Source organism: Pseudomonas sp. NFPP07, from assembly GCF_900115645.1.
GTDB lineage: Bacteria > Pseudomonadota > Gammaproteobacteria > Pseudomonadales > Pseudomonadaceae > Aquipseudomonas > Aquipseudomonas chlororaphis.
The window spans coordinates 935,393-957,495 of record NZ_FOXG01000001.1; the positions used below are offsets into that span (position 1 = coordinate 935,393).

Consider the following 22,103-nt stretch of genomic DNA (forward strand, 5'->3'; position numbering starts at 1 on the left):
CGAAGAGCCTTCCTGCGGCAGCTGCGCTGCCGATCGCAGCCTTCGGCAGCGGCTACAGGGTTGCGTTACAACGCCAAAGGCGCACGCTCGCACAAGGTGTTCAATGCCTTGGCCCATTGCGGGTCGTCGTTCAGGCACGGCACCAGCACCAACTCCTCCCCTCCCGCTTCGCGGAACTGTTCGCGACCGCGATCACCGATCTCTTCCAGGGTCTCGATGCAGTCGGCGACAAACGCCGGGCACATCACCAGGATCTTCTTCACGCCCTGTCGGGCCAATTCATCCAGGCGCGCCTCGGTGTAGGGCTCGATCCATTTGGCACGCCCCAGACGGGACTGGAACGACACCGACCACTTGCCGTCCGCCAGCCCCATGCGCTCGGCGAACGCCCGGGCCGTGCTCAGGCACTGGCCGCGGTAACAGGTGGCGGCCACCTCGGGGGTCGCGTCGCGGCAGCAATCACCTTCCAGGCTATGGCCGGGATTGAGCTTTTTCAGGTGCCGCTCGGGCAAGCCATGGAAGCTCAGCAGCAGATGATCGAAGTCCTGTTGCAGGTGCGGCCTGGCACTGGCCACCAGCGCGTCGAGGTACTCCGGCTGATCGTAAAACGGCTGCAGCACCGAAAGCTGCACATCCAGCTTCTTGTCCCGAATCACCCGCCGGGCTTCCTCCACCACCGTGGTCACGGTGCTGTCGGCGAATTGTGGATAGAGCGGCGCCAGGGTGATCTTCTTCTGCCCCTGGGCCACCAGGCGCAGCAACGCCGACTCGATGGACGGCTCGCCATAACGCATCGCCAGCTCCACCGGGCCGTGCTTCCACTCCCGCGTCATGGCTTCCTGCAAGCGGCGGCTGAGCACCACCAGCGGCGAACCCTGCTCCCACCAGATCGAAGCGTAGGCATGGGCCGATTGCTCCGGACGCTTGATCAGGATCAGCGACACCAGCAAGCGCCGAACCGGCCACGGCAGATCGATCACGTAAGGGTCCATCAGGAATTGATTGAGGTAGCTGCGCACATCCGCCACCGAGGTGGAGGCCGGCGAACCCAGGTTGACCAGGAGCAACGCGTGATCGGTCATGCAACGTCCTATTTCAGAGGCGGCTGGACAGGTCGTCCAGGGCCGCGCGCAAATCAGTAAACTGGAAAGTGAATCCGGCGGCCAGCAACCGCGCGGGGACCGCGCGCTGACCACCCAGCAGCAGCAACGACAATTCCCCCAGGCCGACACGCAAGACAAAGGCCGGCACCGGCACTACCGCCGGCCGGTGCAAGACGCTGCCCAGGGTCTTGGCGAACTCGCGATTGCGCACCGGCTTGGGCGCGCAGGCATTATAAGGACCGCTGGCATCACTGCGGTGCAGAAGAAAATCAATCAGGGCGATTTGATCCTTGATATGAATCCACGGCATCCACTGCCGACCGTTGCCGATCGGCCCGCCCAGCGCCAGTTTGAAGGGCAGCAGCAAGCGCGACAAAAAGCCGCCCTCGGCCGCCAGCACCAGGCCCGTGCGAATCAGCACCACACGCAGGCCCATGGCCTCGGCACGCTGCGCGGTCTCCTCCCAGGCGATACACAACTGGCTGGCGAAATCCTCACTGACCGGGGGCGAATCCTCGTTCAGCTCGCGCTCCCCGCCATCGCCATACCAGCCCACGGCCGACCCGGAGATCAGCAACCCGGGTTTCTGCCTCCGGCTTTCCAGCCAGGCCAACAACTTTTCCGTCAGGGTAATGCGGCTGCTCCAGAGCAACGCCTTGCGCTTGTGAGTCCAGGGCCGATCGGCGATCGGTGCTCCCGCCAGGTTGATGATGGCGTCGACCGGTTCCTCTGCCAGTTCGTCCAGGCGGGCGATGCCGCGAACCTGAGCGCCACAGAGTTTGGGCACCTCGGTGGGCCGACGACTCCATACGGTCAACTGATGGCCTTGGGTCAGCCAGTGACGGCAGAGCTGACGTCCTATCAAACCAGTACCGCCGGTCAGCAATATGTGCATGACATCTTCCTCGCGTGGCGTTTTACCCGGATCACTAGTCTATTTTTATAAGCAGGGATCTTTTCAATCGGGCAGGCTCTGTGTTTAACAATAGGACACCCTGTAAAACCGATAACGCCGAAAGTTATACCAAAAAACAAAATTGTACAGATTTTAACAACGGCGTAGTCTGCACAGAAAGGTAAACGAGGCCCCTATGACCGTACCCATCGCAATCATTGGTACCGGCATCGCCGGACTCTCCGCCACCCAGGCGCTGAGAGACGCCGGGCATGTCGTGCAACTCTTCGACAAGAGCCGCGGCAGCGGCGGGCGTATGTCCAGCAAGCGCAGCGACGCCGGCGCGCTGGACATGGGCGCGCAATATTTCACCGCTCGCGACCGGCGCTTCGTCACCGAAGTCCAGCGCTGGCAAGCCAATGGCTGGGCCGCCGAATGGACGCCGCAGCTGTACAACTTCCATGGCGGCCAGCTCACCCCCTCGCCGGACGAACAGACCCGCTGGGTCGGCACCCCGCGCATGAGTGCCATTACCCGTGGCCTGCTGGGCGAAACGGAGGTGCATTTCGCCTGCCGCATCACCGAGGTCTACCGCGGCGAACAGCATTGGCACCTGCAGGATGCCGAAGGTTTCACCCACGGCCCGTTCAGCCACGTGATCATCGCCACGCCGGCCCCCCAGGCCACCGCCCTGCTGGCCGCCGCACCGAAACTGGCGAGTGCCGCCGCCGGGGTGAAAATGGACCCGACCTGGGCTGTCGCCCTGGCATTCGAGACCGCGCTGGAAACCCCGGTGGAAGGCTGCTTCGTACAGGACAGCCCGCTGGACTGGCTGGCCCGCAACCGCAGCAAGCCAGGGCGCGACAACAGCCTCGACACCTGGGTCCTGCATGCCAGCAGCACCTGGAGCCGCCAGCACATCGATCTGCCGAAAGAAGCAGTGATCGAACAGTTGCACGGCGCTTTCGCCGAACTGCTGCACAGCGCCATGCCCGCCCCGACCTTCAGCCTCGCCCACCGCTGGCTCTACGCTCGCCCGGCCAGCAGCCATGAGTGGGGAGCCCTGGCGGATGTCGACCTGGGGCTCTATGTGTGCGGCGACTGGTGCCTGTCCGGTCGCGTCGAAGGAGCCTGGCTCAGCGGGCAGGAGGCCGCCCGCCGGTTGCACGAAAACCTGTAAGCGCATCACCCCGCGTAACGTTTTGCTGCTGTCGCAATGGACAGCAGCCCGTCTCCTCCGCTCAAGACTCGAACACACTTCTGCCGATCGGACCGTTCCGAGACGAAGAAAAACGCGCGCCAACAATCTCATGCGTTAGCCAGCCAGCAATCGAACGGGGACGGCCCAGCGACCGCCAGATGATCAGGAAATGACCCGAAAGGCTTCGCGGCGCAAACCTGTACAAAATATTTGACTTGCACACCTTTGATCCTATGATGAGGCAAAGTTGTACAAGATCTTATTTTTGTACATGAAACCCGGAGCCTCTCACATGCCCGACAATCCGACCCAGGCCGACAAGCCGAGAATCGCCATCAGCGCCTGCCTGTTGGGGGCGCCTGTGCGCTACAACGGCGGGCATAAGGAATCGCGCCTGTGCAGCCAGGCCCTCGCTGAGTTTTTCGAGTTTGTCCCGCTGTGTCCGGAAGTCGCCATTGGCCTGGCTACACCCCGCGAACCGATCCGCCTGATGGGCGATCCACGGCAACCGCGGGCCGTTGGCAGCGTCGACCAAACCATGGATGTCACCCGGGCACTCACCGATTACGGCCAGCGCATGGCCGCTGAACTGGACAGCCTCTGCGGCTACATCTTCATGCAGAAATCTCCGTCCTGCGGCCTGGAGCGGGTCAAGGTCTACCAGGACCAGGGCCGCCCCGCCGCGCTCAGCGGACGCGGTATCCATGCCCAGGCTTTCTGCAGCCGCCATCCGGACCTGCCGGTGGAAGAAGACGGCCGGCTCAACGATCCGGTGCTGCGGGAAAACTTCCTGACCCGGGTGTTCGCCTACAGCGCCTGGCAGGACATGCTCAGGCAAGGCCTGAGCCGTCGCCGCCTGACCGACTTTCACGCGCGCTACAAATACCTGCTGATGGCCCACAACCCGGAGCAATACAAGGCCCTCGGCACCCTGCTGGGCAGCATGGGCCAAAGCGATCCGGCGCAAATCGGCCCACGTTATTTCAGCCAGCTGATGGCGGCCCTGAAAAAGTGCGCCACCCGCCGTACCCACAGCAACGTACTGCAACACATCAGCGGCTATTTCAAGCAAGCCATCAGCCGCGACGACAAACAGGAAATGCAGCACCTCATCACCCAGTACCGCCACGGCATCGTGCCGCTGGTGGTGCCGCTGACCCTGCTCAAGCATCACCTGCGCCGGCACCCCGATCCCTACATCGCGCAACAGGTGTACCTGCAGCCCCACCCGGAAAGCCTCAGCCTGCGCAACGCGCTCTGAACCATGAACGATTCGAGGCTCGACCCGGATGCATCCGCCAGCGAATCCGATGGCGCCCATGAGCAAGGCTGGCTGCCGATTCGCGAGGTGACCCGCCAGACCGGGGTCAACGCCGTCACCCTGCGCGCCTGGGAACGCCGTTACGGGCTGATCGTGCCGCAACGCACCGCCAAGGGTCACCGGCTGTTTTCCAACGAACACGTGCAGCGCATCCTGAAGATCCTGACCTGGCTCGATCGCGGGGTGGCGGTCAGCCAGGTCAAGCACTTGCTGGACGCCGAGCCGGCGCCCAGCGAACCGGCCCAAAACGACTGGCACCTGCAACGCCAGCGCCTGATCCAGGCCATCAGCCAACTGGCCGAGCGCCAGGTCGACGAAAGCTTCAACCAGGCCATGGCACTCTATCCGCCACGAACCTTGTGCGAGCACCTGCTGCTACCGCTGCTGGGCGAACTCGAACAGCGCTGGCAGGGCCGCTTCGGCATGCGGATGGAGCGGGTGTTTTTCCATTCCTGGCTGCGCAGCAAATTCGCGGTGCGGGTCTATCACAACAATCGCCAGCTACAAGGCGCCCCGCTGCTGCTGATCAATCACTCGGACCTGCCGCTGGAGCCACACCTGTGGCTCTGCGCCTGGCTGATCAGCAATGCCGACTGCCCCGTGGAAGTCTTCGACTGGCCGCTGCCCCCCGGTGAACTGGCCCTGGCCGCCGAACACTTGAAAGCGCGAGGCGTGCTGTTGTACTCGAGCCAGTCGATCAACCTGCGGCAACTGCCACGCCTGCTCGGCGGCCTCGACTGCCCGGTACTCATCGTCGGCCCAGCAGTAAGCATCCACCCCGCCGAACTGGCCATCTGCACTACCGAGATCGCCAATCTGCACCTCGCCGCAGACCCGCTCTCCGCGCACCAGGCCCTGATCGGGCTAAGGCTTCTCTAATGCAGGAATTCCCATGCAACTGATCTGGCTACGCAGCGACCTGCGCCTGCATGACAACACCGCGCTGAGCGCCGCAACCCAGCGCGGGCCGACGGTGGCCCTGTACCTGCTGAGCCCGCGGCAGTGGCAGGCGCATGACGATGCGCCGTGCAAGGTCGACTTCTGGCTGCGTAACCTTGAACAACTGAGCGGCGACCTGGCGCGGCTGAATATCCCGCTGCTGATCCGCCAAGCGCCAAGCTGGGAGCAGGCACCCCAGGTGCTATTGCAGCTGTGCCGGGAACTGGCCATCGAGGCGCTGCACGTCAACGAGGAATACGGCATCCACGAAAGTCGCCGCGATACGGCGGTGGCCAGCCTGCTGAAGAGCCAGGGCGTGGGCTTCCACAGTTACCTCGACCAACTGCTGTTCCGGCCCGGCAGTGTGCTGACCAGGAGCGGCGGCTACTTCCAGGTCTTCAGCCAGTTTCGCAAGGTCTGCTACAACCGGCTGCACAGCGCCCTGCCGCCACAGCTGGCGGCTCCCAGGGCGCAAGCCGCGCTGAGGATAAAGGCCGATGCGCTGCCCCGGCAGATCGAGGGCTTCCCGACACCCGGCCCGCACCTGCAAGCGCTCTGGCCGGCCGGAGAAACCGCGGCGCAACAACGCCTGGCGCGCTTTGCCGAGGCACAGCTCGACCACTACCAGGCCGAGCGCGACTTGCCGGCCAGGCCCGGCACCAGCCAGCTTTCGCCCTACCTCGCCGCCGGCGTGCTGTCGCCACGCCAATGCCTGCACGCGGCGCTGCAGAACAACCGGGGCGAGTTCGCCAGCGGCAGCCCCGGCGCCGTCACCTGGATCAACGAACTGCTCTGGCGCGAGTTCTACAAACACATCCTGGTGGGTTATCCGCGGGTATCCCGGCACCGGGCCTTCCGCCCGGAAACCGAAGCCGTGGCCTGGCGCGATGCCCCCGATGAGCTGGCGGCCTGGCAGCAGGCCCGCACCGGCCTGCCGATCATCGATGCAGCCATGCGCCAGTTGCTGGAAACCGGCTGGATGCACAACCGTTTGCGGATGATCGTGGCGATGTTCCTGACCAAGAACCTGCTGATCGACTGGCGCCAGGGCGAGCGCTTTTTCATGCGCCACCTGATCGACGGCGATCTGGCGGCAAATAACGGTGGCTGGCAGTGGAGTTCATCCACCGGCACCGATTCGGCGCCCTACTTCCGCATCTTCAACCCCTTGAGCCAGTCGCAGAGGTTCGACAGCCAAGGGGCTTTCATCAAGCACTGGCTGCCAGAGCTGGCGGGGTTGAATGCAAAAGATATCCACAACCCGGCCGCCATGGGCGGCCTGTTCGGCGTGGCCGATTACCCGCCGCCGATGGTCGATCTGTCGATGTCCCGCGAGCGCGCCCTGGCGGCCTTCAAGAACCTGCCGTCACGAGTGGCGGCCGAGGAGTATCGGGAGTAAGGGGCGGCAGGCGTCTGTCAGTGGTTTCACACAGCCTGCGGCCACTGCCTTACACTGCGCGCCTATGACCACTATTCCTGTCACCCAGATCGCCGAAACGGCGGTCACCTGCTCGAGCTGCGCGGCCTGCTGCTGCCAACTGGAAGTGATGCTGATCACCGAAACCGGGGTGCCCGAACGTTTTATCGACACCGACGAGTGGGGCGGCGAAGTCATGTTGCGACTGGATGATGGTTGGTGTGCCGCGCTGGATCGCAACAGCATGCTGTGCAGCATCTACGAACAACGGCCACTGATCTGCCGGGAGTTCGAGATGGGGGAAGTGGACTGCCTCAACGAACGCCGCGGCATCGCCACGGCGTATCGCTGAAAGGGTCTTACAACGGCATGGTGTAATGCAGCGAGTAGCTCTCTACACCGTCGTTGGGCGTCGCGATGCCAGCGTTGGAATAGTGCGTGGCACGGAGACCGACTTCATGCCCGCCGTTGAAACGCAGGCCGAAACCGAAGCGGTCCTCGAACTGGAATGCCGAACCCAGCTTGTTGTCCTCAACCTCAGTGTTGGCGAACACCGCCACACCGATCCCCGCCTCGATGTAAGGCTTGATGTTCTGCCCGGCAAATTCGTACACCAGCACCGGCGAGAACGACAGGCTGTGGTTGCTGGACTTCTCGTCGCCATCCCAGAAGGTATAGGCGCCGCTCCAGTAGCCGGTCAGGCGACCGACATCGCTTTGCAGCCAGCTCTTGTCCCAATCGAATTGCATGCCCAGGCGATAGGTCTGGGTCGAATCGCCGGTCTGCCCCACCGAAAACTCGACGCCGGCCGCTTGTGCCGAAAAACTTTGCCCCAGTAGTGCAGCTGCAAGCGCAGCCAAACAAAACATTCGTCTCATCAGGAACATCCTTTTCAAACGATTTGTATGGTGTTGTACAGATTCCGCAGACACGTTAATAGAAATCTGTGCTTGAACAGAAGTTCAGCGCAAATCAGCGCTTCTGCAGGATTTTTTATAAAGCGAAGCTTTGCACCGCTCCCGCCTCTTTCCAGAGCAACGGCAGAATATGTCTGAAGTGACACGGATCGCCACTGGTCCAGAACCGGGCCTGGCGTGCGGGCCCCGCGGCCAAGAACTCGCGCTCGCCGAGCAGGCGCTCCAGCTGGCGGGCAACCGCGGCCCCGGTATCGATCAGGCTGATGTCCTCGGGGATCATCGACTTGAGCAACGGCTTGAGAAACGGATAGTGGGTGCAGCCGAGGATGAGGGTGTCACAGCCGGCCGCCAGCAGCGGTTCGACATAACCCTGCAGCAGTTGGCGCAACGCGGGGCTGTGCAGGTCCCCGGCTTCGATCCGTTCCACCAGGCCCGGGCATGGCCGGGTGATGACCTTGATATCGGTGGCGAAACGATCGAGCAAGGCGGCGAACTTGGCACTCTGCAAGGTACCGGTGGTGGCCAGCACGCCGACCACGCCACTGCGGGTGGCGGCGGCAGCCGGCTTGACCGCAGGCTCCATGCCGATGATAGGCCAGTCCGGGTAGTCCCGACGCAGGTCGGCGACAGCGGCCACGGTCGCGGTGTTGCAGGCCAGCACCAGCGCCTTGGCGCCCTGCTCGCGGAAAAACCCGGCGACCAGGCTGCAACGCTGACGGATGAATTCGGGGGTTTTCTCGCCATAGGGAATGTTGCCGCAATCGGCCACATACAGCAGCGATTCATGGGGCAGGCGCTGCTGGATCTCCGCCAGCACCGACAGGCCGCCGACGCCGGAGTCGAAGACGCCGATCGGCGCTTCACGCATGCTGGCCTCCACAGACGCTGCAGCCCGGGTCGCGCTTGACCCGCAGTTCGCGAAAGCGCGTGCCCAGGGCATCGATCAACAACAGGCGGCCCACCAGCGGCTCGCCGAACCCCACCAGCAGCTTCAAGGCCTCGAGGGCCTGCAGGCTGCCCACCAGCCCCACCAGCGGCCCGAGCACACCGGCCTCGCTGCAGGTCAGTTCGGCTTCGCTGCCATGCCCATATAAACAGTGGTAGCACGGGCTCTCGGGACGCCGTGGGTCGAACACCGACAGTTGCCCCTCCAGGCGAATCGCCGCGCCGCTGACCAGCGGCTTGCCGGCGGCGACACAGGCGGCATTCACTGCCTCGCGGGTCGAGAAGTTGTCGGTGCAATCGAGTACCAGATCCACCGCCGTGACCGCGGCCGCCAGGGAGTCGGCATCCAGCGCGGCACGATGGGGCACCAGCTGGATCTCGGGATTGATCGCGGACAAGCGCCCCATCGCCGAATCGACCTTGCTCAGGCCGACGCTGTCGGTGTCGTGAATGATCTGGCGTTGCAGGTTGGTCAGGTCGACCGTATCGAAGTCGGCCAGGTGCAGTTCGCCGACACCCGCGGCGGCCAGGTACAAGGCCACCGGAGCGCCCAGGCCACCCAGGCCGACGATCAATACGCGGCTGGCCTTGAGTCGCAACTGGCCGTCGATGTCGACGTGCTGCAACAGAATCTGCCGGCTGTAGCGCAGCAATTCCTGATCGTTCAGCACGGCAGGCTTCCTAAGCTGATGCGTTCATGACCGCCCAGGTCGACACGGCTGTGTACCTCGGCGAACCCTTGGCTGAGTAACAGGTCGCGTACGGCCGGCGCCTGGTCGTAGCCATGCTCGAGCATCAACCAGCCGCCAGCCTCGAGGTGCTCTGGCGCCTGGGCGATGATCAGGCGCAGGTCGTCCAGCCCGTCCTTGCCCGCGACCAGGGCGCTCTCCGGCTCGAAACGCACATCGCCGGCCGCCAGGTGCGGGTCGGTGTCGGCGATATAGGGCGGGTTGCTGATGATCAGTTGATAACGCTCGCCTTGCAGGGCGCTGAACCAATGGCTGCTCAGCACTGTGACATTGTCCAGTTGCAGGCGCTGGCGGTTGCGTTCGGCCAGGGCCACGGCTTCCAGCACCCGGTCGACCGCGGTGACCCGCCACGCCGGGCGCTCGCTGGCCAGGGCCAGGGCGATGGCGCCGCTGCCGGTGCCCAGGTCGAGCACTTTGGCCGGGGTGGCGGGCAGCAGCTCCAGCGCCGCCTCCACCAGCAATTCGGTGTCGGGACGCGGAATCAGGGTGTGTGGCGCCACTTCCAGGTCGAGCTTCCAGAAGCCCTGCTGGCCAAGGATATAAGCCACCGGTTCGCCGGAACGGCGCCGCTGCAGGTAACTGGAGAAGGTCAGCGCCGCTTCGCTGGGCACGATCCGCTCGGGCCAGGTGTGCAGGAAGCTGCGCGGCTTGCCCAGGGCGGCGGCCAGCAGCAACTCGGCATCCAGGCGGGCCGTGGGCGAATCGGGCAATTGGGCGGCGCGCAACAGGCTGGCGATGATGGTCATTTATGTTTACTCGCCCAGTGCCGCAAGTTGATCGGCCTGGTATTCGGCCAGAAGCGGTTCGATCACGGCCTCGACGCCACCGGCGAGGATTTCATCGAGGGAATAGAGGGTCAGGTTGACGCGGTGATCGGTCACTCGGCCCTGGGGAAAGTTGTAGGTGCGAATGCGCTCGGAGCGGTCGCCCGACCCCACCAGCAGCTTGCGTTCGCTGGCAATCGCGTTGGCCGCGGCGCTGGTCTGCTGGTCGTTGAGCTTGGCCGACAGCCAGGACATGGCCCGCGCCCGGTTCTTGTGCTGGGAGCGTTCTTCCTGGCACTCGACCACGATTCCCGACGGGATGTGGGTGATGCGGATCGCCGAGTCGGTCTTGTTGACGTGCTGGCCACCGGCACCGGAGGAGCGGTAGGTATCGATCCGCAGGTCCGCAGGGTTGATCTCGATGGCTTCCTGTTCGTCCGGCTCGGGCAATACCGCCACGGTGCAGGCCGAAGTATGGATGCGGCCCTGGGACTCGGTGGCCGGCACCCGCTGCACGCGGTGGGCGCCGGACTCGAATTTCAGCTTGCCGTAGACGTTCTCGCCTTCGACCCGGGCGATGACTTCTTTATAGCCGCCGTGCTCGCCCTCGTTTTCCGAGAGGATCTCCAGCCGCCAGCCACGCCGCTCGGCATAACGCGAATACATGCGGAACAGGTCGCCGGAGAAGATCGCCGCCTCGTCGCCACCGGTGCCGGCGCGGATTTCCAGGAACACGTTGCGCCCGTCGTTGGGGTCCTTGGGCAGCAGCATGCGTTGCAGGGTGCTTTCCAGTTCGACCAGTTGTTCCTTGGCCTCGCGGACTTCTTCCACCGCCATTTCGCGCATATCCGGGTCGCTGTCCTTGAGCAGCGCCTGGGCGCCCTCGAGGTCGGCCTGGACCTTGAGCACCTGTTTATAGGTCTCGACGATCGGCTCGACTTCGGCGTACTCCTTGGAATAGGCGCGGAACTTGGCCTGATCGGAAATGACTTCGCCGTCGCCAAGCAACGCGGTCAGTTCTTCGAAACGGTCCTGGAGGACATCCAGCTTATTGAGCAGTGACGCTTTCATTGCGGTTTTTTATCCGAAGAGTCCGAAGCGCCCTCACCGAGGGCAAAGAGTTCCTGGGCCATGGCCAGCGCATCCAGGCGGCCTTCAGCGGTCAGTTTTTTCAACTGGACGCTGGGCGCATGCAGCAGTTTGTTGGTCAGGCCGCGAGCCAGTTGCATCAGGACGTCTTCGGCGCTGCTGCCGTTGCTCAGCATGCGCAGGGCCTTTTGCAGTTCTTCATCGCGCAGGCGCTCGCTCTGCTGACGATACGCCTTGAGCACGTCCACCGCAGCCAGCTCGCGCAGGCGCACCATGAAGTCCTCGGCGCCGATGTTCACCAGCTCTTCCGCCGCCTGCGCCGCGCCTTGGCGGCTCTTGAGGTTTTCGGCGACCACTTCGTGGAGATCGTCGACGGTATAGAGGTAAACGTCGTCCAACTCGCCGACTTCCGGCTCGATATCCCGCGGCACGGCAATATCCACCATGAAGATCGGCTTGTGCTTGCGCAGCTTCAGCGCGCTTTCCACCGCGCCCTTGCCAAGGATCGGCAACTGGCTGGCGGTGGAACTGATGACGATATCGCTGTGCACCAGCTCCTGAGGAATATCCGACAGCAGCACGGCATGGGCTCCAAACTGTTCGGCCAGGGTGCTGGCGCGCTCCAGCGTGCGGTTGGCGACCACGATGCGCTTGACCCCCAGGTCATGCAGGTGGCGGGCGACCAGGGTAATGGTCTCGCCGGCGCCGATCAGCAGCGCCTGACTGCGCTGCAGATCGCTGAAAATCTGTTTCGCCAGGCTCACCGCGGCAAAGGCCACGGAAACCGGGTTTTCGCCGATGGCGGTGTCGGTACGTACCTGCTTGGCGGCACTGAAGGTGGCCTGGAACAGCCGCCCCAGCAGCGGGCCTATGGTTCCGGCCTCACGCGCCACTGCGTAGGCGGACTTCATCTGCCCGAGGATCTGCGGTTCGCCCAGCACCAGCGAGTCCAGCCCCGAGGCGACGCGCATCATGTGACGAACGGCCGCATCGTCTTCGTGCACATAGGCACTGGCGCGCAGGTCTTCGAGGCTCAGATGGTGATACTCGGCCAGCCAGCGCAGCACGACATCCGCCGAAAGGTGATCCTGTTCTATATAGAGTTCACTGCGATTGCAGGTGGAGAGGATCGCAGCTTCGCGGCTGTCGGTGAGGCGGCAGAGCTGCTGCAAGGCCTCAACCAACTGCTCAGGGGTAAAGGCCACGCGCTCGCGGACGTCTACTGAAGCAGTCTTGTGGTTAATACCGAGTGCGAGGAAGGCCATTCAAGGTCGCTGATGATGTCGAGAAGCCGACAATTGTCCTACTTCGAAAGATTCAGAACAACCACTGCCGACTATTGTCCCAATAGACTGCCTCTGTAAGGCATCCGCTGAGTCTCGGTTATGTTTGGCCGAAGGCTTGTGTCATGATGATCCGACCGCAGGTTAGTCGTCCTCTTCCTATATGAATAGATCTTCCGCGTTGCTCCTCGCTTTTGTCTTCCTCAGCGGCTGCCAGGCCTTGGCGCCCGTTTCACCGGACAGTACGCCGCCGGTCGAAGACAGTACCCCGGCTCCTGAAAAGCCCAAGGTTTACTCCTCGTTCAGCGAAGACACGGTCTTCAGCCTGCTGAGCGCGGAGCTGGCTGGCCAACGCAATCGTTTCGACATTGCCCTGGACAACTATGTCACCCAGGCCATCAATACCCAGGACCCGGGCATCTCCGAGCGGGCGTTTCGCATCGCCGAATACCTGGGCGCCGACCAGGCCGCGCTGGACACTGCGCTGATCTGGGCGAAAAACGCCCCGGACGACCTGGAAGCCCAGCGTGCCGCCGCCATCCAGTTGGCCCGCACCGGGCGTTACGACGAATCCATGGTCTATATGGAAAAAGTCCTGCAGGGCAAGGGCGATACCCATTTCGATTTCCTCGCGCTGTCGGCCGCCGACACCGACCAGGACACCCGCAACGGTCTGATGAAGAGTTTCGACCGCCTGCTGCAAAAACACCCGAACAACGGCCAACTGGTGTTCGGCAAGGCGCTGCTGCTGCAACAGGACGGCGATACCCGCGAAGCCCTGAAGCTGCTGGAGCAGAACCCGCCGGAAGAAGGCGAGATCGCGCCGATCCTCCTGCGCGCCCGCCTGCTGCAGAGCCTCAGCCGCGCCGACGAAGCCCTGCCGCTGCTGGAAAAAAGCATTCGCAAGTACCCGGACGACAAGCGCCTGCGCCTGACTTACGCGCGCATGCTGGTCGAGCAGGATCGCATGGACGACGCCAAGGCCCAGTTCTCCAGCCTGGTCCAGCAGTATCCGGAAGACGACGAGCTGCGCTACTCCCTGGCGCTGGTCTGCCTGGAAGCCAAGGACTGGGAAGAGGCCAAGGGTTACCTGGAAGACCTGATCGCCCGGGAAAGCCACGTCGATTCGGCGCACCTGAACCTGGGCCGCATCGCCGAAGAGCTCAACGACCCGCAAGGCGCGCTGGCGGAATACGGCCAGGTCGGCCCAGGTACCGACTACCTGCCGGCACAATTGCGCCAGGCCGACATCCTGATGAACAACGGCCGTACCGCCGAAGCCGAAAAACGCCTGGCCGCCGCCCGCGACACCCAGCCGGACTACGCCATCCAGCTGTACCTGATCGAAGCCGAAACCCTGTCCGCCAACAAACAGGGCGACAAGGCCTGGAAGATTCTCCAGCAAGCCCTGCAGCAATACCCGGACGATGTGAACCTGCTCTACACCCGTGCGATGCAGGCCGAGAAGCGCAACGACCTGGCCCAGATGGAAAAGGACCTGCGCCTGATCATCAAGCGCGAGCCGGACAACGCCATGGCATTGAACGCCCTCGGCTACACCCTGTCGGATCGCACGACCCGCTACGCCGAAGCCAAGGCCCTGATCGAACAGGCCCACCAGCTGACCCCGGACGATCCGGCGGTACTCGACAGCCTGGGCTGGGTGAACTATCGCCTGGGCAACCTCGCGGAAGCCGAACGCCTGCTGCGCCAGGCGCTGGAACGCTTTCCCGACCAGGAAGTCGCCGCGCACCTGGGCGAAGTGCTCTGGGCCAATGGCAAGCAACGCGAAGCCAAGCAGATCTGGAGCAAGTTCCTCAAGGACCAGCCCGACAGCCCTATCCTGCGCAGCACCATCAAGCGCCTGACCGGATCAGAGACCCTTTAAGACTATGTTTTTGCGCCACCTTATCGTTTTCAGCTTTATCGCCCTGCTCGCCGGCTGCTCGGGTTTCGGCACCCGCGAATCCGTCGAGGGTCACGGCAGCCCCGCGCTATGGCGCGAGCACAAACAGCAACTGAGCGGCCTCGACGGCTGGCAGATCAACGGCAAGATCGGCATTCGCGCCCCCAAGGATTCGGGCAGCGGCACGCTGTTCTGGCTGCAGCGCCAGGATTACTACGATATCCGCCTGTCCGGCCCGCTGGGTCGCGGCGCCGCCCGCCTGACCGGACGTCCCGGCAAGGTCGCGCTGGAAGTCGCCAACCAGGGACGTTACGAAGCCCCGACTCCGGAAGCCCTGCTCGAAGAACAGCTGGGCTGGAACCTGCCGGTCTCGCATCTGGCCTGGTGGGTTCGCGGGCTGCCCGCCCCCGACAGCAAGAGTCGCCTGACCCTGGACGGCGACAGCCGCCTGTCCAATCTCGAACAGGACAACTGGCAGGTCGAATACCTGAGTTATGCACAACAGAGCGGTTACTGGCTGCCCGAGCGGATCAAGCTGCATGGCCGCGACCTTGACGTCACGCTGGTGATCAAGGAATGGCAACCACGCAAGCTGGGGCAGTAAGCATGAACGCGCCACGACTGACCCTGCCCTCCCCGGCAAAGCTCAATCTGATGCTGCACATCCTCGGCCGCCGTGAAGACGGCTATCACGAACTGCAGACAATTTTTCAGTTTCTCGATTACGGCGATGAAATCACCTTTGCCGTGCGTGATGACGGCGTCATTCGCCTGCATACGGAGTTCGCCGGCGTCCCCCACGACAGCAACCTGATCGTGCGCGCGGCCAAACAGCTTCAGGAACAGTCCGCATGCCCGTTGGGCATCGATATCTGGATCGAGAAAGTCCTGCCCATGGGCGGCGGCATCGGTGGCGGCAGTTCCAATGCGGCGACCACTCTGCTGGGCCTGAATCACCTCTGGCAACTGGGCTGGAACGAAGATCGCCTGGCCGCGCTGGGCCTTTCCCTGGGCGCCGACGTGCCGGTTTTCGTGCGTGGGCATGCGGCTTTCGCCGAGGGCGTGGGAGAAAAACTCACCCCGGTAGACCCCGAGGAACCTTGGTATCTCGTGCTGGTGCCGCAAGTCTCTGTAAGTACAGCAGAAATTTTTTCAGATCCGCTGTTGACACGTGACACTCCGCCCATTAAAGTGCGCCCCGTTCCCAAGGGAAACGGCAGAAATGACTGTTTGCCGGTGGTTGCAAGGCGTTATCCAGATGTACGTAACGCATTGAATTTGCTAGGTAAATTTACCGAAGCAAAACTGACCGGAACTGGAAGTTGTGTGTTTGGGGGCTTCCCAAGCAAAGCTGAAGCTGATAAAGTCTCGGCCCTTCTTACAGAGACCCTTACAGGGTTTGTAGCAAAAGGAAGCAACGTTTCGATGTTGCATCGCAAGCTGCAAAGTCTGCTCTAAAAGGAACCAAGTGCCAGGCACTTGATGCAACAGATACAGGGGCGTCGCCAAGCGGTAAGGCAGCAGGTTTTGATCCTGCCATGCGTTGGTTCGAATCCAGCCGCCCCTGCCATTTTCCTTATACTCATCCAGGTATACCCTCAGCCTTCAGGTACTGCGCGTGTCCAAGATGATGGTCTTTACGGGGAACGCTAACCCCGATCTGGCTCGGCGTGTCGTACGTCAGCTGCATATCCCTCTCGGTGACATCTCTGTCGGTAAATTTTCCGACGGCGAAATTACCGCTGAGATCAATGAAAATGTCCGCGGTAAAGACGTCTTCATTATTCAGCCGACTTGCGCTCCGACCAACGATAACCTGATGGAACTCGTCGTGATGGCTGATGCCTTCCGCCGCTCCTCAGCGACTCGAATCACTGCTGTAATTCCTTACTTTGGTTATGCCCGTCAGGATCGCCGTCCGCGTTCCGCACGTGTAGCTATCAGCGCGAAAGTCGTGGCTGACATGCTTACCGTAGTCGGCATCGACCGTGTTCTCACGGTTGATCTGCATGCTGACCAGATTCAGGGCTTCTTCGATATTCCGGTAGATAACATCTACGGCTCCCCGGTTCTGGTGGATGACATCGAAGACCAACGTTTCGAAAACCTGATGATCGTCTCCCCGGACATTGGCGGCGTCGTGCGTGCACGTGCCGTGGCCAAATCCCTGGGCGTGGATCTCGGGATCATCGACAAGCGCCGCGAGAAAGCCAATCACTCTGAAGTGATGCATATCATCGGTGACGTTGAAGGCCGTACCTGCATCCTGGTTGACGACATGGTCGATACCGCCGGCACCCTGTGCCACGCGGCCAAGGCCCTGAAAGAGCATGGCGCTGCCAAGGTCTTTGCCTACTGCACACACCCCGTGCTGTCGGGTCGAGCAATCGAGAACATTGAAAATTCCGTGCTGGACGAGCTGGTGGTGACCAACACCATCCCGCTGTCCGCTGCAGCACAAGCCTGTGCGCGTATCCGTCAACTGGATATCGCACCGGTTGTTGCCGAAGCGGTTCGCCGTATCAGCAACGAAGAATCGATCAGCGCGATGTTCCGCTAGGGCCCTGCCCTAGCCTTACATCTCGATGACGAAAAGCGCCCCGCCCCAGCATTCCTGTTGGGGCGGGGCTTTTTTGCCCATATCGCCTTTAGCGCTGGTCGCAAACGCTGGGGCGAGTGTGGTTATTTTGGAGATACAACATGAACGATTTTACTCTGAATGCTGAACTGCGTTCCGACCTGGGGAAAGGTGCGAGCCGCCGCCTGCGTCGTCTCGCAAGCCTGGTTCCAGCTGTAGTTTACGGTGGCGACAAAGCCCCTGAATCCATCAGCATGCTGGCCAAAGAAGTTGCCAAACTGCTCGAAAACGAAGCGGCTTTCAGCCACGTTATCGAACTGAACGTTGGCGGCACCAAGCAAAACGTCGTGATCAAGGCGCTGCAACGTCACCCGGCCAAAGGCCACGTGATGCACGCTGACTTCGTACGCGTTGTTGCTGGTCAGAAACTGACCGCTATCGTTCCAGTGCACTTCATCAACGAAGCTGCTCCGGTCAAGAAAGGCGGCGAGATTTCGCACGTTATCGCTGAAATCGAAGTGTCCTGCCTGCCGAAAGACCTGCCTGAGTTCATCGAAGTCGACCTGGGCGACGCTGAAATCGGCACCATCGTTCACCTGTCGAACATCAAGGCCCCTAAAGGCGTTGAGTTCGTTGCTCTGGCTCACGGTAACGACCTGGCTGTTGCCAACGTTCACGCTCCACGTGTTGCTCCAGAAGCTGCAGAAGGCGCTGCAGAGTAATTCACTCTGCTTGCCGGAGTTACCGGAAACATCGCGGACTGGAACGTAGCGAGAAAGCGGGCGGGAACGCGGAGTTTACATAATGGTAAATGAGCACTTGTCGTCCACTTTCGCCGCACGTTCCAGTCGCGGCGATGTTATCCACAACTCCAAGGAAGGGCCCCTATCGTGACTGCCATCAAACTGATCGTTGGCCTGGGTAATCCAGGCGCCGAATACGAACAGACCCGGCATAACGCAGGGGCCCTTTTTGTTGAGCGTATCGCCGAGAAACAAGGCGTCAGCCTTGTGGCCGATCGCAAATATTTCGGCCTGACCGGGCGCTTTTCGCACCAGGGTCAGGACATTCGTCTGCTGATACCCACCACCTACATGAACCGCAGCGGCCAGGCCGTGGCGGCATTGGCCGGTTTCTTCCGCATCAAGCCCGAAGAAATCCTGGTGGCGCATGACGAACTCGACCTGCCACCCGGCGTCGCCAAGCTCAAACAGGGCGGCGGGCATGGCGGGCACAACGGGTTGCGCGACATCATCGCGCAACTGGGCAACCAGAATACCTTTCACCGCTTGCGGCTTGGCATCGGCCACCCAGGCGTCGCCAGCATGGTCTCGAACTTTGTCCTGGGTCGTGCGCCGCGCGCCGAACAGGAAAAGCTCGATGCCAGCATCGATTTTGCCCTCGGCGTGCTGCCGGATATCTTCGCCGGTGAATGGAACCGTGCGATGAAAAACCTGCACAGCCAGAAGGCCTGACTCTTATCCGAGGGGAAACACCATGGGATTCAACTGCGGCATCGTCGGCCTGCCTAACGTCGGCAAGTCCACCCTGTTCAACGCCCTGACCAAATCCGGTATCGCGGCCGAGAACTTCCCCTTCTGCACCATCGAGCCGAACAGCGGCATCGTGCCGATGCCGGATCCGCGTCTGGACGCCCTGGCCGCCATCGTGGTGCCCGAGCGCGTGCTGCCGACCACCATGGAGTTCGTCGACATCGCCGGCCTGGTGGCGGGTGCCTCGAAAGGTGAAGGCCTGGGTAACAAGTTCCTGGCCAACATCCGCGAAACCGATGCCATCGCCCACGTGGTCCGCTGCTTCGAAGACGACAACGTGATCCACGTGTCCAACAGCGTCGACCCGAAACGCGACATCGAGATCATCGACCTGGAACTGATCTTCGCCGACCTCGACAGCTGCGAAAAGCAACTGCAGAAAGTCGCGCGCAACGCCAAGGGCGGTGACAAGGACGCCGTGGCGCAGAAAGCCCTGCTCGAGCAACTGATCGCGCACTTCACCGAAGGCAAGCCAGCGCGCAGCCTGATGAAGAACATGAGCGCCGAGGAGAAGCTGGTGATCCGCGGCTTCCACCTGCTGACCACCAAGCCGGTGATGTACATCGCCAACGTCGCCGAAGACGGTTTCGAGAACAACCCGCTGCTGGACGTGGTCAAGGCCATCGCCGAAGAAGAAGGCGCCATGGTGGTTCCGGTCTGCAACAAGATCGAAGCGGAAATCGCCGAGCTGGACGACGGTGAAGAGAAAGACATGTTCCTCGAGGCCCTGGGCCTGGAAGAGCCGGGCTTGAACCGCGTGATCCGCGCCGGTTACGAAATGCTCAACCTGCAGACCTACTTCACCGCGGGTGTAAAGGAAGTGCGCGCCTGGACCGTTCGCGTCGGCGCCACCGCCCCGCAGGCCGCCGCCGTGATCCACACCGACTTCGAAAAAGGCTTCATCCGCGCCGAAGTGATTGCCTACGACGACTTCATCCAGTTCAAGGGTGAAGCCGGTGCCAAGGAAGCCGGCAAATGGCGCCTGGAAGGCAAGGACTACATCGTCAAGGACGGCGACGTGATGCACTTCCGCTTCAACGTCTGACGCGTTTTTGCCGGTGTTCAGTGGCGCTCATTAGAACACCACTGACAATAGATCTCTTTAAAATAGGGCCCCATATGGGGCCCTATTGTTTTCAGCCACAAAAAACTGGGGGATCCGAGCTCAAGATCAAGTCAGGTCTCATCACCGATCCCCCTTCCAAGCTCTTGCAGATGTGATTGTTCCTTCTGGCTCAGTCTTCTGGAAATTATCTACACGCCTTTAGCTCACTGATAACTCATCGTGAAAGTCGCCAATCCGTTTGCACTACCAGGCGATACATTTGGCGCAATCTGCACATAACGCGCACTGAGTGGAATCTGAAATACCGACACGCCTTGCGCGATTGTGCCCGCCTTCCATTGATTGATATTCCCAGCAGAACTGGAGTCAGGCCCATAACCGAGCACGACATCCTCTTTGAGGATATGAATGCCCAGCCCGGATGCGGTCGATGCAGAAGTGAGCGACAACGTGGTGGAGGTATTGTCTGGGCGGGACACGTCCGTCAGCGTGACATAGGAACTGATCGCAGTACCCTGCTCCCCCCCCGAGCAAGCCAAGGTAATGGTAAAAGGGCGAGGAGGAGATGTAGTGCCCATGCCCGTAAAAATCGTGGTCGCAATGTTGCCCATCGATACCGGAATCGCCGGTGTAGAAACGGTACAGGTTGGCCCAGCCAATACGGTGCTGGTATTCGAAACGCTGACCCCCCAGTTCTGACAACCTCCCAACTGGCAGTTAAATCTCATTGTAGTGGTGGTTTGGACCGATAACGTCCCTTTTTCAATCGGACCTATTTTTATTAGCTCTACCCAGATGGTTTGTGGATAGGTGTCACCATTCTTCCAGCCAGTCGGGCCAGGGCTGAAGGTGCTTGGATCAACTATGGGCATGGTGAGACCACCCGGAAAGTTCCGAGCCTTCCATGTGCCCCACCATTTGATTCCCAAACCAGAAATGTTGGTCTGGAAAACATCGGTAAAGCCTGGAGCCAATGTTCCATTATTTACAGAGGCCCAAATCGTATTGTTATCGTCAAGCACTGCTCCATCCCGCAGTTGCGAAGTTACTGGACTGGAGGTCCATAGTATTGACCCTACGACAGCATTTCCTGGTACGACAAGGCTAGTAGGTAATGAAATAGCCGAAGCTGTCGGCCTGAACCATCCAGCGGCAAACACATAACTCGGTACAAATGCAGAGAAGATGAAAAACAGAATAAATATCGAGATAAAAATATTTCGCTTCATATAAAGGTCATCAGTATTGTCAGGGGGGGGAAACTTGAAGCAATCATCATTGCAGGCAGGCTTCTTCATCTAAACAGAAGGATTTTTTGTCGTCCGATGACGGGAGATGGTGCACTCAACGCAGCCGTTATTGTCCGTAAGAAAATGCGGCCTTCTCAATGAGACAATTCTTATATTCCTAATTTCAGAAAGGAAAAATCCTAAAGTGACCTCATGCGACCGAGGACTATCTCTATGTAGATAGGGGTTGGCTGCCGTCATTACACAGCGGCAACTCCGGGTCTCTCTATTCCCCCTTGCGGGCCAAGCTTTGACGCGCATCAAATCGCCAACCAGCCCCATCCTCTTCTCGATACAAAACCGGAGGCTTGGGTAACTCCAAGTATGAAAGTCACGGACACTTCATCGCGCCACGCGACAGGAGTACCCTGCACACCACTGACACTGCCAGATACTTGCATGCGTTCTGCTTAACTCTATGCACTCGCTCACGCTACGCACGGACAGGAACCCGCCACAGATGCAAAGGAAAGTAATAGTCGCCGATGATCACCTGCTCACGCTCATTGGCATCCGCGCCTCGCTCAGCAGCGACAGCACACTGCAGATCGTCGGCGAGGCCCAGAATGTCGAAGGGCTGTTCCAGCTGTTGGCCGAACAGCCCTGCGATCTGGTCGTCACCGATCTGATGATGCCCCACAGCGAACAGGCCGACGGCCTCCGTCTGATCGAACAGTTGCGCCGCCGTTACCCCCAGATCGCGGTCATCGTGGTGACCATGCTCAACAACCCGGCGCTGCTGGCCTCGATCCTCAAGCTGGGGGTCCAGGGGTTGATCAGCAAGCGCGGGGTACAAGGCGACCTGCAAAAGGCCATTCGCGCCAGCCAGGCCAAACCCTTCGTCTCCCCGTCCATCCGGCATCTGTTCGACCCCATGGAGCCTCTGGCCGAGGTCGAACAACTGTCCCCTCGCGAAGTCGAGGTGCTACGCCTCTACGGCGCCGGGCTGTCGGTCAATGAAATAGCCACGCACCTCAATCGTTCCAAGCAGACCATCAGCAGCCAGAAGAGCAGTGCCATGCGCAAGCTGGGCCTGGACAGCAACGCCAGCCTCTACCTGTACATCCAGGAAGTCGGGCTGGCCTGAG

Annotated in this window: 22 protein-coding genes and 1 tRNA gene; 14 read left to right on the top strand and 9 right to left on the bottom strand. The window is 61.4% G+C overall.

Features of this window, described 5'->3' with window-relative positions; all coding sequences use genetic code 11:
- Nucleotides 1-65: 65 nt before the first annotated feature.
- Both hemH and BM019_RS04420 read right to left on the bottom strand, forming a co-directional pair.
- A complete protein-coding gene (gene hemH, locus BM019_RS04415; protein WP_092417693.1) occupies nucleotides 66-1,082 on the bottom strand; it encodes a ferrochelatase in 1,017 nt (338 codons plus the stop codon).
- Between the two features lie 13 nt (nucleotides 1,083-1,095).
- Nucleotides 1,096-1,998 carry a TIGR01777 family oxidoreductase gene (locus BM019_RS04420; protein ID WP_062824662.1) on the bottom strand — a complete coding sequence of 301 codons (903 nt, stop codon included), beginning with the start codon at nucleotides 1,996-1,998 and terminating at the stop codon, nucleotides 1,096-1,098.
- Between the two features lie 196 nt (nucleotides 1,999-2,194).
- Between BM019_RS04420 and BM019_RS04425 the strand changes: the two genes are divergently transcribed.
- The 5 genes from BM019_RS04425 (at nucleotide 2,195) to BM019_RS04445 (ending at nucleotide 7,228) form a co-directional block, all read left to right on the top strand.
- The gene (locus tag BM019_RS04425) at nucleotides 2,195-3,178 is read left to right on the top strand and encodes an NAD(P)/FAD-dependent oxidoreductase (protein WP_062824661.1); all 984 of its coding nucleotides are present in this window, start codon (nucleotides 2,195-2,197) and stop codon (nucleotides 3,176-3,178) included.
- Nucleotides 3,179-3,491: 313 nt separating this feature from the next.
- Nucleotides 3,492-4,460 carry a YbgA family protein gene (locus BM019_RS04430; protein ID WP_092417694.1) on the top strand — a complete coding sequence of 323 codons (969 nt, stop codon included), beginning with the start codon at nucleotides 3,492-3,494 and terminating at the stop codon, nucleotides 4,458-4,460.
- Nucleotides 4,461-4,463: 3 nt separating this feature from the next.
- Nucleotides 4,464-5,399 carry a MerR family transcriptional regulator gene (locus BM019_RS04435; protein ID WP_092417695.1) on the top strand — a complete coding sequence of 312 codons (936 nt, stop codon included), beginning with the start codon at nucleotides 4,464-4,466 and terminating at the stop codon, nucleotides 5,397-5,399.
- Nucleotides 5,400-5,412: 13 nt separating this feature from the next.
- Nucleotides 5,413-6,858: a deoxyribodipyrimidine photo-lyase gene (gene phrB, locus BM019_RS04440; RefSeq protein ID WP_092417696.1), complete on the top strand. Its 1,446-nt coding sequence runs from the start codon at nucleotides 5,413-5,415 to the stop codon at nucleotides 6,856-6,858.
- 64 nt (nucleotides 6,859-6,922) lie between these two features.
- On the top strand, nucleotides 6,923-7,228 hold the full coding sequence (locus BM019_RS04445) for a YkgJ family cysteine cluster protein (protein WP_009045559.1): 306 nt from the start codon (nucleotides 6,923-6,925) through the stop codon (nucleotides 7,226-7,228).
- A 7-nt stretch (nucleotides 7,229-7,235) separates the two neighbouring features.
- On the opposite strand, the gene BM019_RS04450 is transcribed toward BM019_RS04445, so the two are convergent.
- From BM019_RS04450 to hemA, 6 genes are all read right to left on the bottom strand, one after another.
- Nucleotides 7,236-7,754 carry an acyloxyacyl hydrolase gene (locus BM019_RS04450; protein ID WP_007928361.1) on the bottom strand — a complete coding sequence of 173 codons (519 nt, stop codon included), beginning with the start codon at nucleotides 7,752-7,754 and terminating at the stop codon, nucleotides 7,236-7,238.
- Nucleotides 7,755-7,869: 115 nt separating this feature from the next.
- Entirely contained in the window at nucleotides 7,870-8,661 is a 792-nt protein-coding gene (gene murI, locus BM019_RS04455; RefSeq protein ID WP_092417697.1) for a glutamate racemase, read from the bottom strand.
- Nucleotides 8,654-9,409, bottom strand: coding sequence for a molybdopterin-synthase adenylyltransferase MoeB (locus BM019_RS04460; protein WP_092417698.1), 756 nt, complete (start codon nucleotides 9,407-9,409; stop codon nucleotides 8,654-8,656). The genes murI and BM019_RS04460 overlap by 8 nt, the downstream gene beginning before the upstream one ends.
- Complete coding sequence (gene prmC / locus BM019_RS04465; protein ID WP_092417699.1) at nucleotides 9,403-10,233, bottom strand: peptide chain release factor N(5)-glutamine methyltransferase; 831 nt, start codon at nucleotides 10,231-10,233, stop codon at nucleotides 9,403-9,405. The genes BM019_RS04460 and prmC overlap by 7 nt, the downstream gene beginning before the upstream one ends.
- 6 nt (nucleotides 10,234-10,239) lie before the next feature.
- The gene (prfA, locus tag BM019_RS04470) at nucleotides 10,240-11,322 is read right to left on the bottom strand and encodes a peptide chain release factor 1 (protein WP_007928353.1); all 1,083 of its coding nucleotides are present in this window, start codon (nucleotides 11,320-11,322) and stop codon (nucleotides 10,240-10,242) included.
- Nucleotides 11,319-12,605 (bottom strand): glutamyl-tRNA reductase, encoded by a 1,287-nt coding sequence (gene hemA, locus BM019_RS04475; RefSeq protein WP_009045563.1) that lies wholly within the window; start codon nucleotides 12,603-12,605, stop codon nucleotides 11,319-11,321. The genes prfA and hemA overlap by 4 nt, the downstream gene beginning before the upstream one ends.
- A gap of 181 nt (nucleotides 12,606-12,786) precedes the next feature.
- Here hemA and BM019_RS04480 point away from each other — a divergent pair, with 181 nt between their 5' ends.
- The 8 genes from BM019_RS04480 (at nucleotide 12,787) to ychF (ending at nucleotide 19,705) form a co-directional block, all read left to right on the top strand.
- Complete coding sequence (locus BM019_RS04480) at nucleotides 12,787-14,511, top strand: tetratricopeptide repeat protein (RefSeq protein WP_092417700.1); 1,725 nt, start codon at nucleotides 12,787-12,789, stop codon at nucleotides 14,509-14,511.
- Between the two features lie 4 nt (nucleotides 14,512-14,515).
- Nucleotides 14,516-15,133: a lipoprotein insertase outer membrane protein LolB gene (gene lolB / locus BM019_RS04485; RefSeq protein WP_007928346.1), complete on the top strand. Its 618-nt coding sequence runs from the start codon at nucleotides 14,516-14,518 to the stop codon at nucleotides 15,131-15,133.
- A gap of 2 nt (nucleotides 15,134-15,135) precedes the next feature.
- A complete protein-coding gene (gene ispE / locus BM019_RS04490; protein ID WP_092417701.1) occupies nucleotides 15,136-15,987 on the top strand; it encodes a 4-(cytidine 5'-diphospho)-2-C-methyl-D-erythritol kinase in 852 nt (283 codons plus the stop codon).
- Between the two features lie 37 nt (nucleotides 15,988-16,024).
- Nucleotides 16,025-16,099: transfer RNA gene (locus BM019_RS04495), tRNA-Gln, on the top strand.
- Nucleotides 16,100-16,147: 48 nt separating this feature from the next.
- Nucleotides 16,148-17,089, top strand: coding sequence for a ribose-phosphate pyrophosphokinase (locus tag BM019_RS04500; RefSeq protein WP_003171603.1), 942 nt, complete (start codon nucleotides 16,148-16,150; stop codon nucleotides 17,087-17,089).
- Nucleotides 17,090-17,229: 140 nt separating this feature from the next.
- A complete protein-coding gene (locus BM019_RS04505) occupies nucleotides 17,230-17,829 on the top strand; it encodes a 50S ribosomal protein L25/general stress protein Ctc (RefSeq protein ID WP_007928342.1) in 600 nt (199 codons plus the stop codon).
- Nucleotides 17,830-17,997: 168 nt separating this feature from the next.
- Nucleotides 17,998-18,582, top strand: a complete 585-nt coding sequence (pth, locus tag BM019_RS04510; protein WP_007928340.1) for an aminoacyl-tRNA hydrolase — start codon at nucleotides 17,998-18,000, stop codon at nucleotides 18,580-18,582.
- Between the two features lie 22 nt (nucleotides 18,583-18,604).
- Nucleotides 18,605-19,705: a redox-regulated ATPase YchF gene (ychF, locus tag BM019_RS04515; protein ID WP_062824652.1), complete on the top strand. Its 1,101-nt coding sequence runs from the start codon at nucleotides 18,605-18,607 to the stop codon at nucleotides 19,703-19,705.
- A gap of 224 nt (nucleotides 19,706-19,929) precedes the next feature.
- Here the strand turns inward: ychF and BM019_RS30415 are convergent, their stop codons facing one another.
- A complete protein-coding gene (locus BM019_RS30415) occupies nucleotides 19,930-20,955 on the bottom strand; it encodes a fimbrial protein (protein WP_175510568.1) in 1,026 nt (341 codons plus the stop codon).
- Nucleotides 20,956-21,475: 520 nt separating this feature from the next.
- On the opposite strand from BM019_RS30415, the gene BM019_RS04525 reads away from it, so the two are divergent.
- On the top strand, nucleotides 21,476-22,102 hold the full coding sequence (locus BM019_RS04525) for a response regulator (RefSeq protein ID WP_092417703.1): 627 nt from the start codon (nucleotides 21,476-21,478) through the stop codon (nucleotides 22,100-22,102).
- Nucleotide 22,103: the final 1 nt, after the last annotated feature.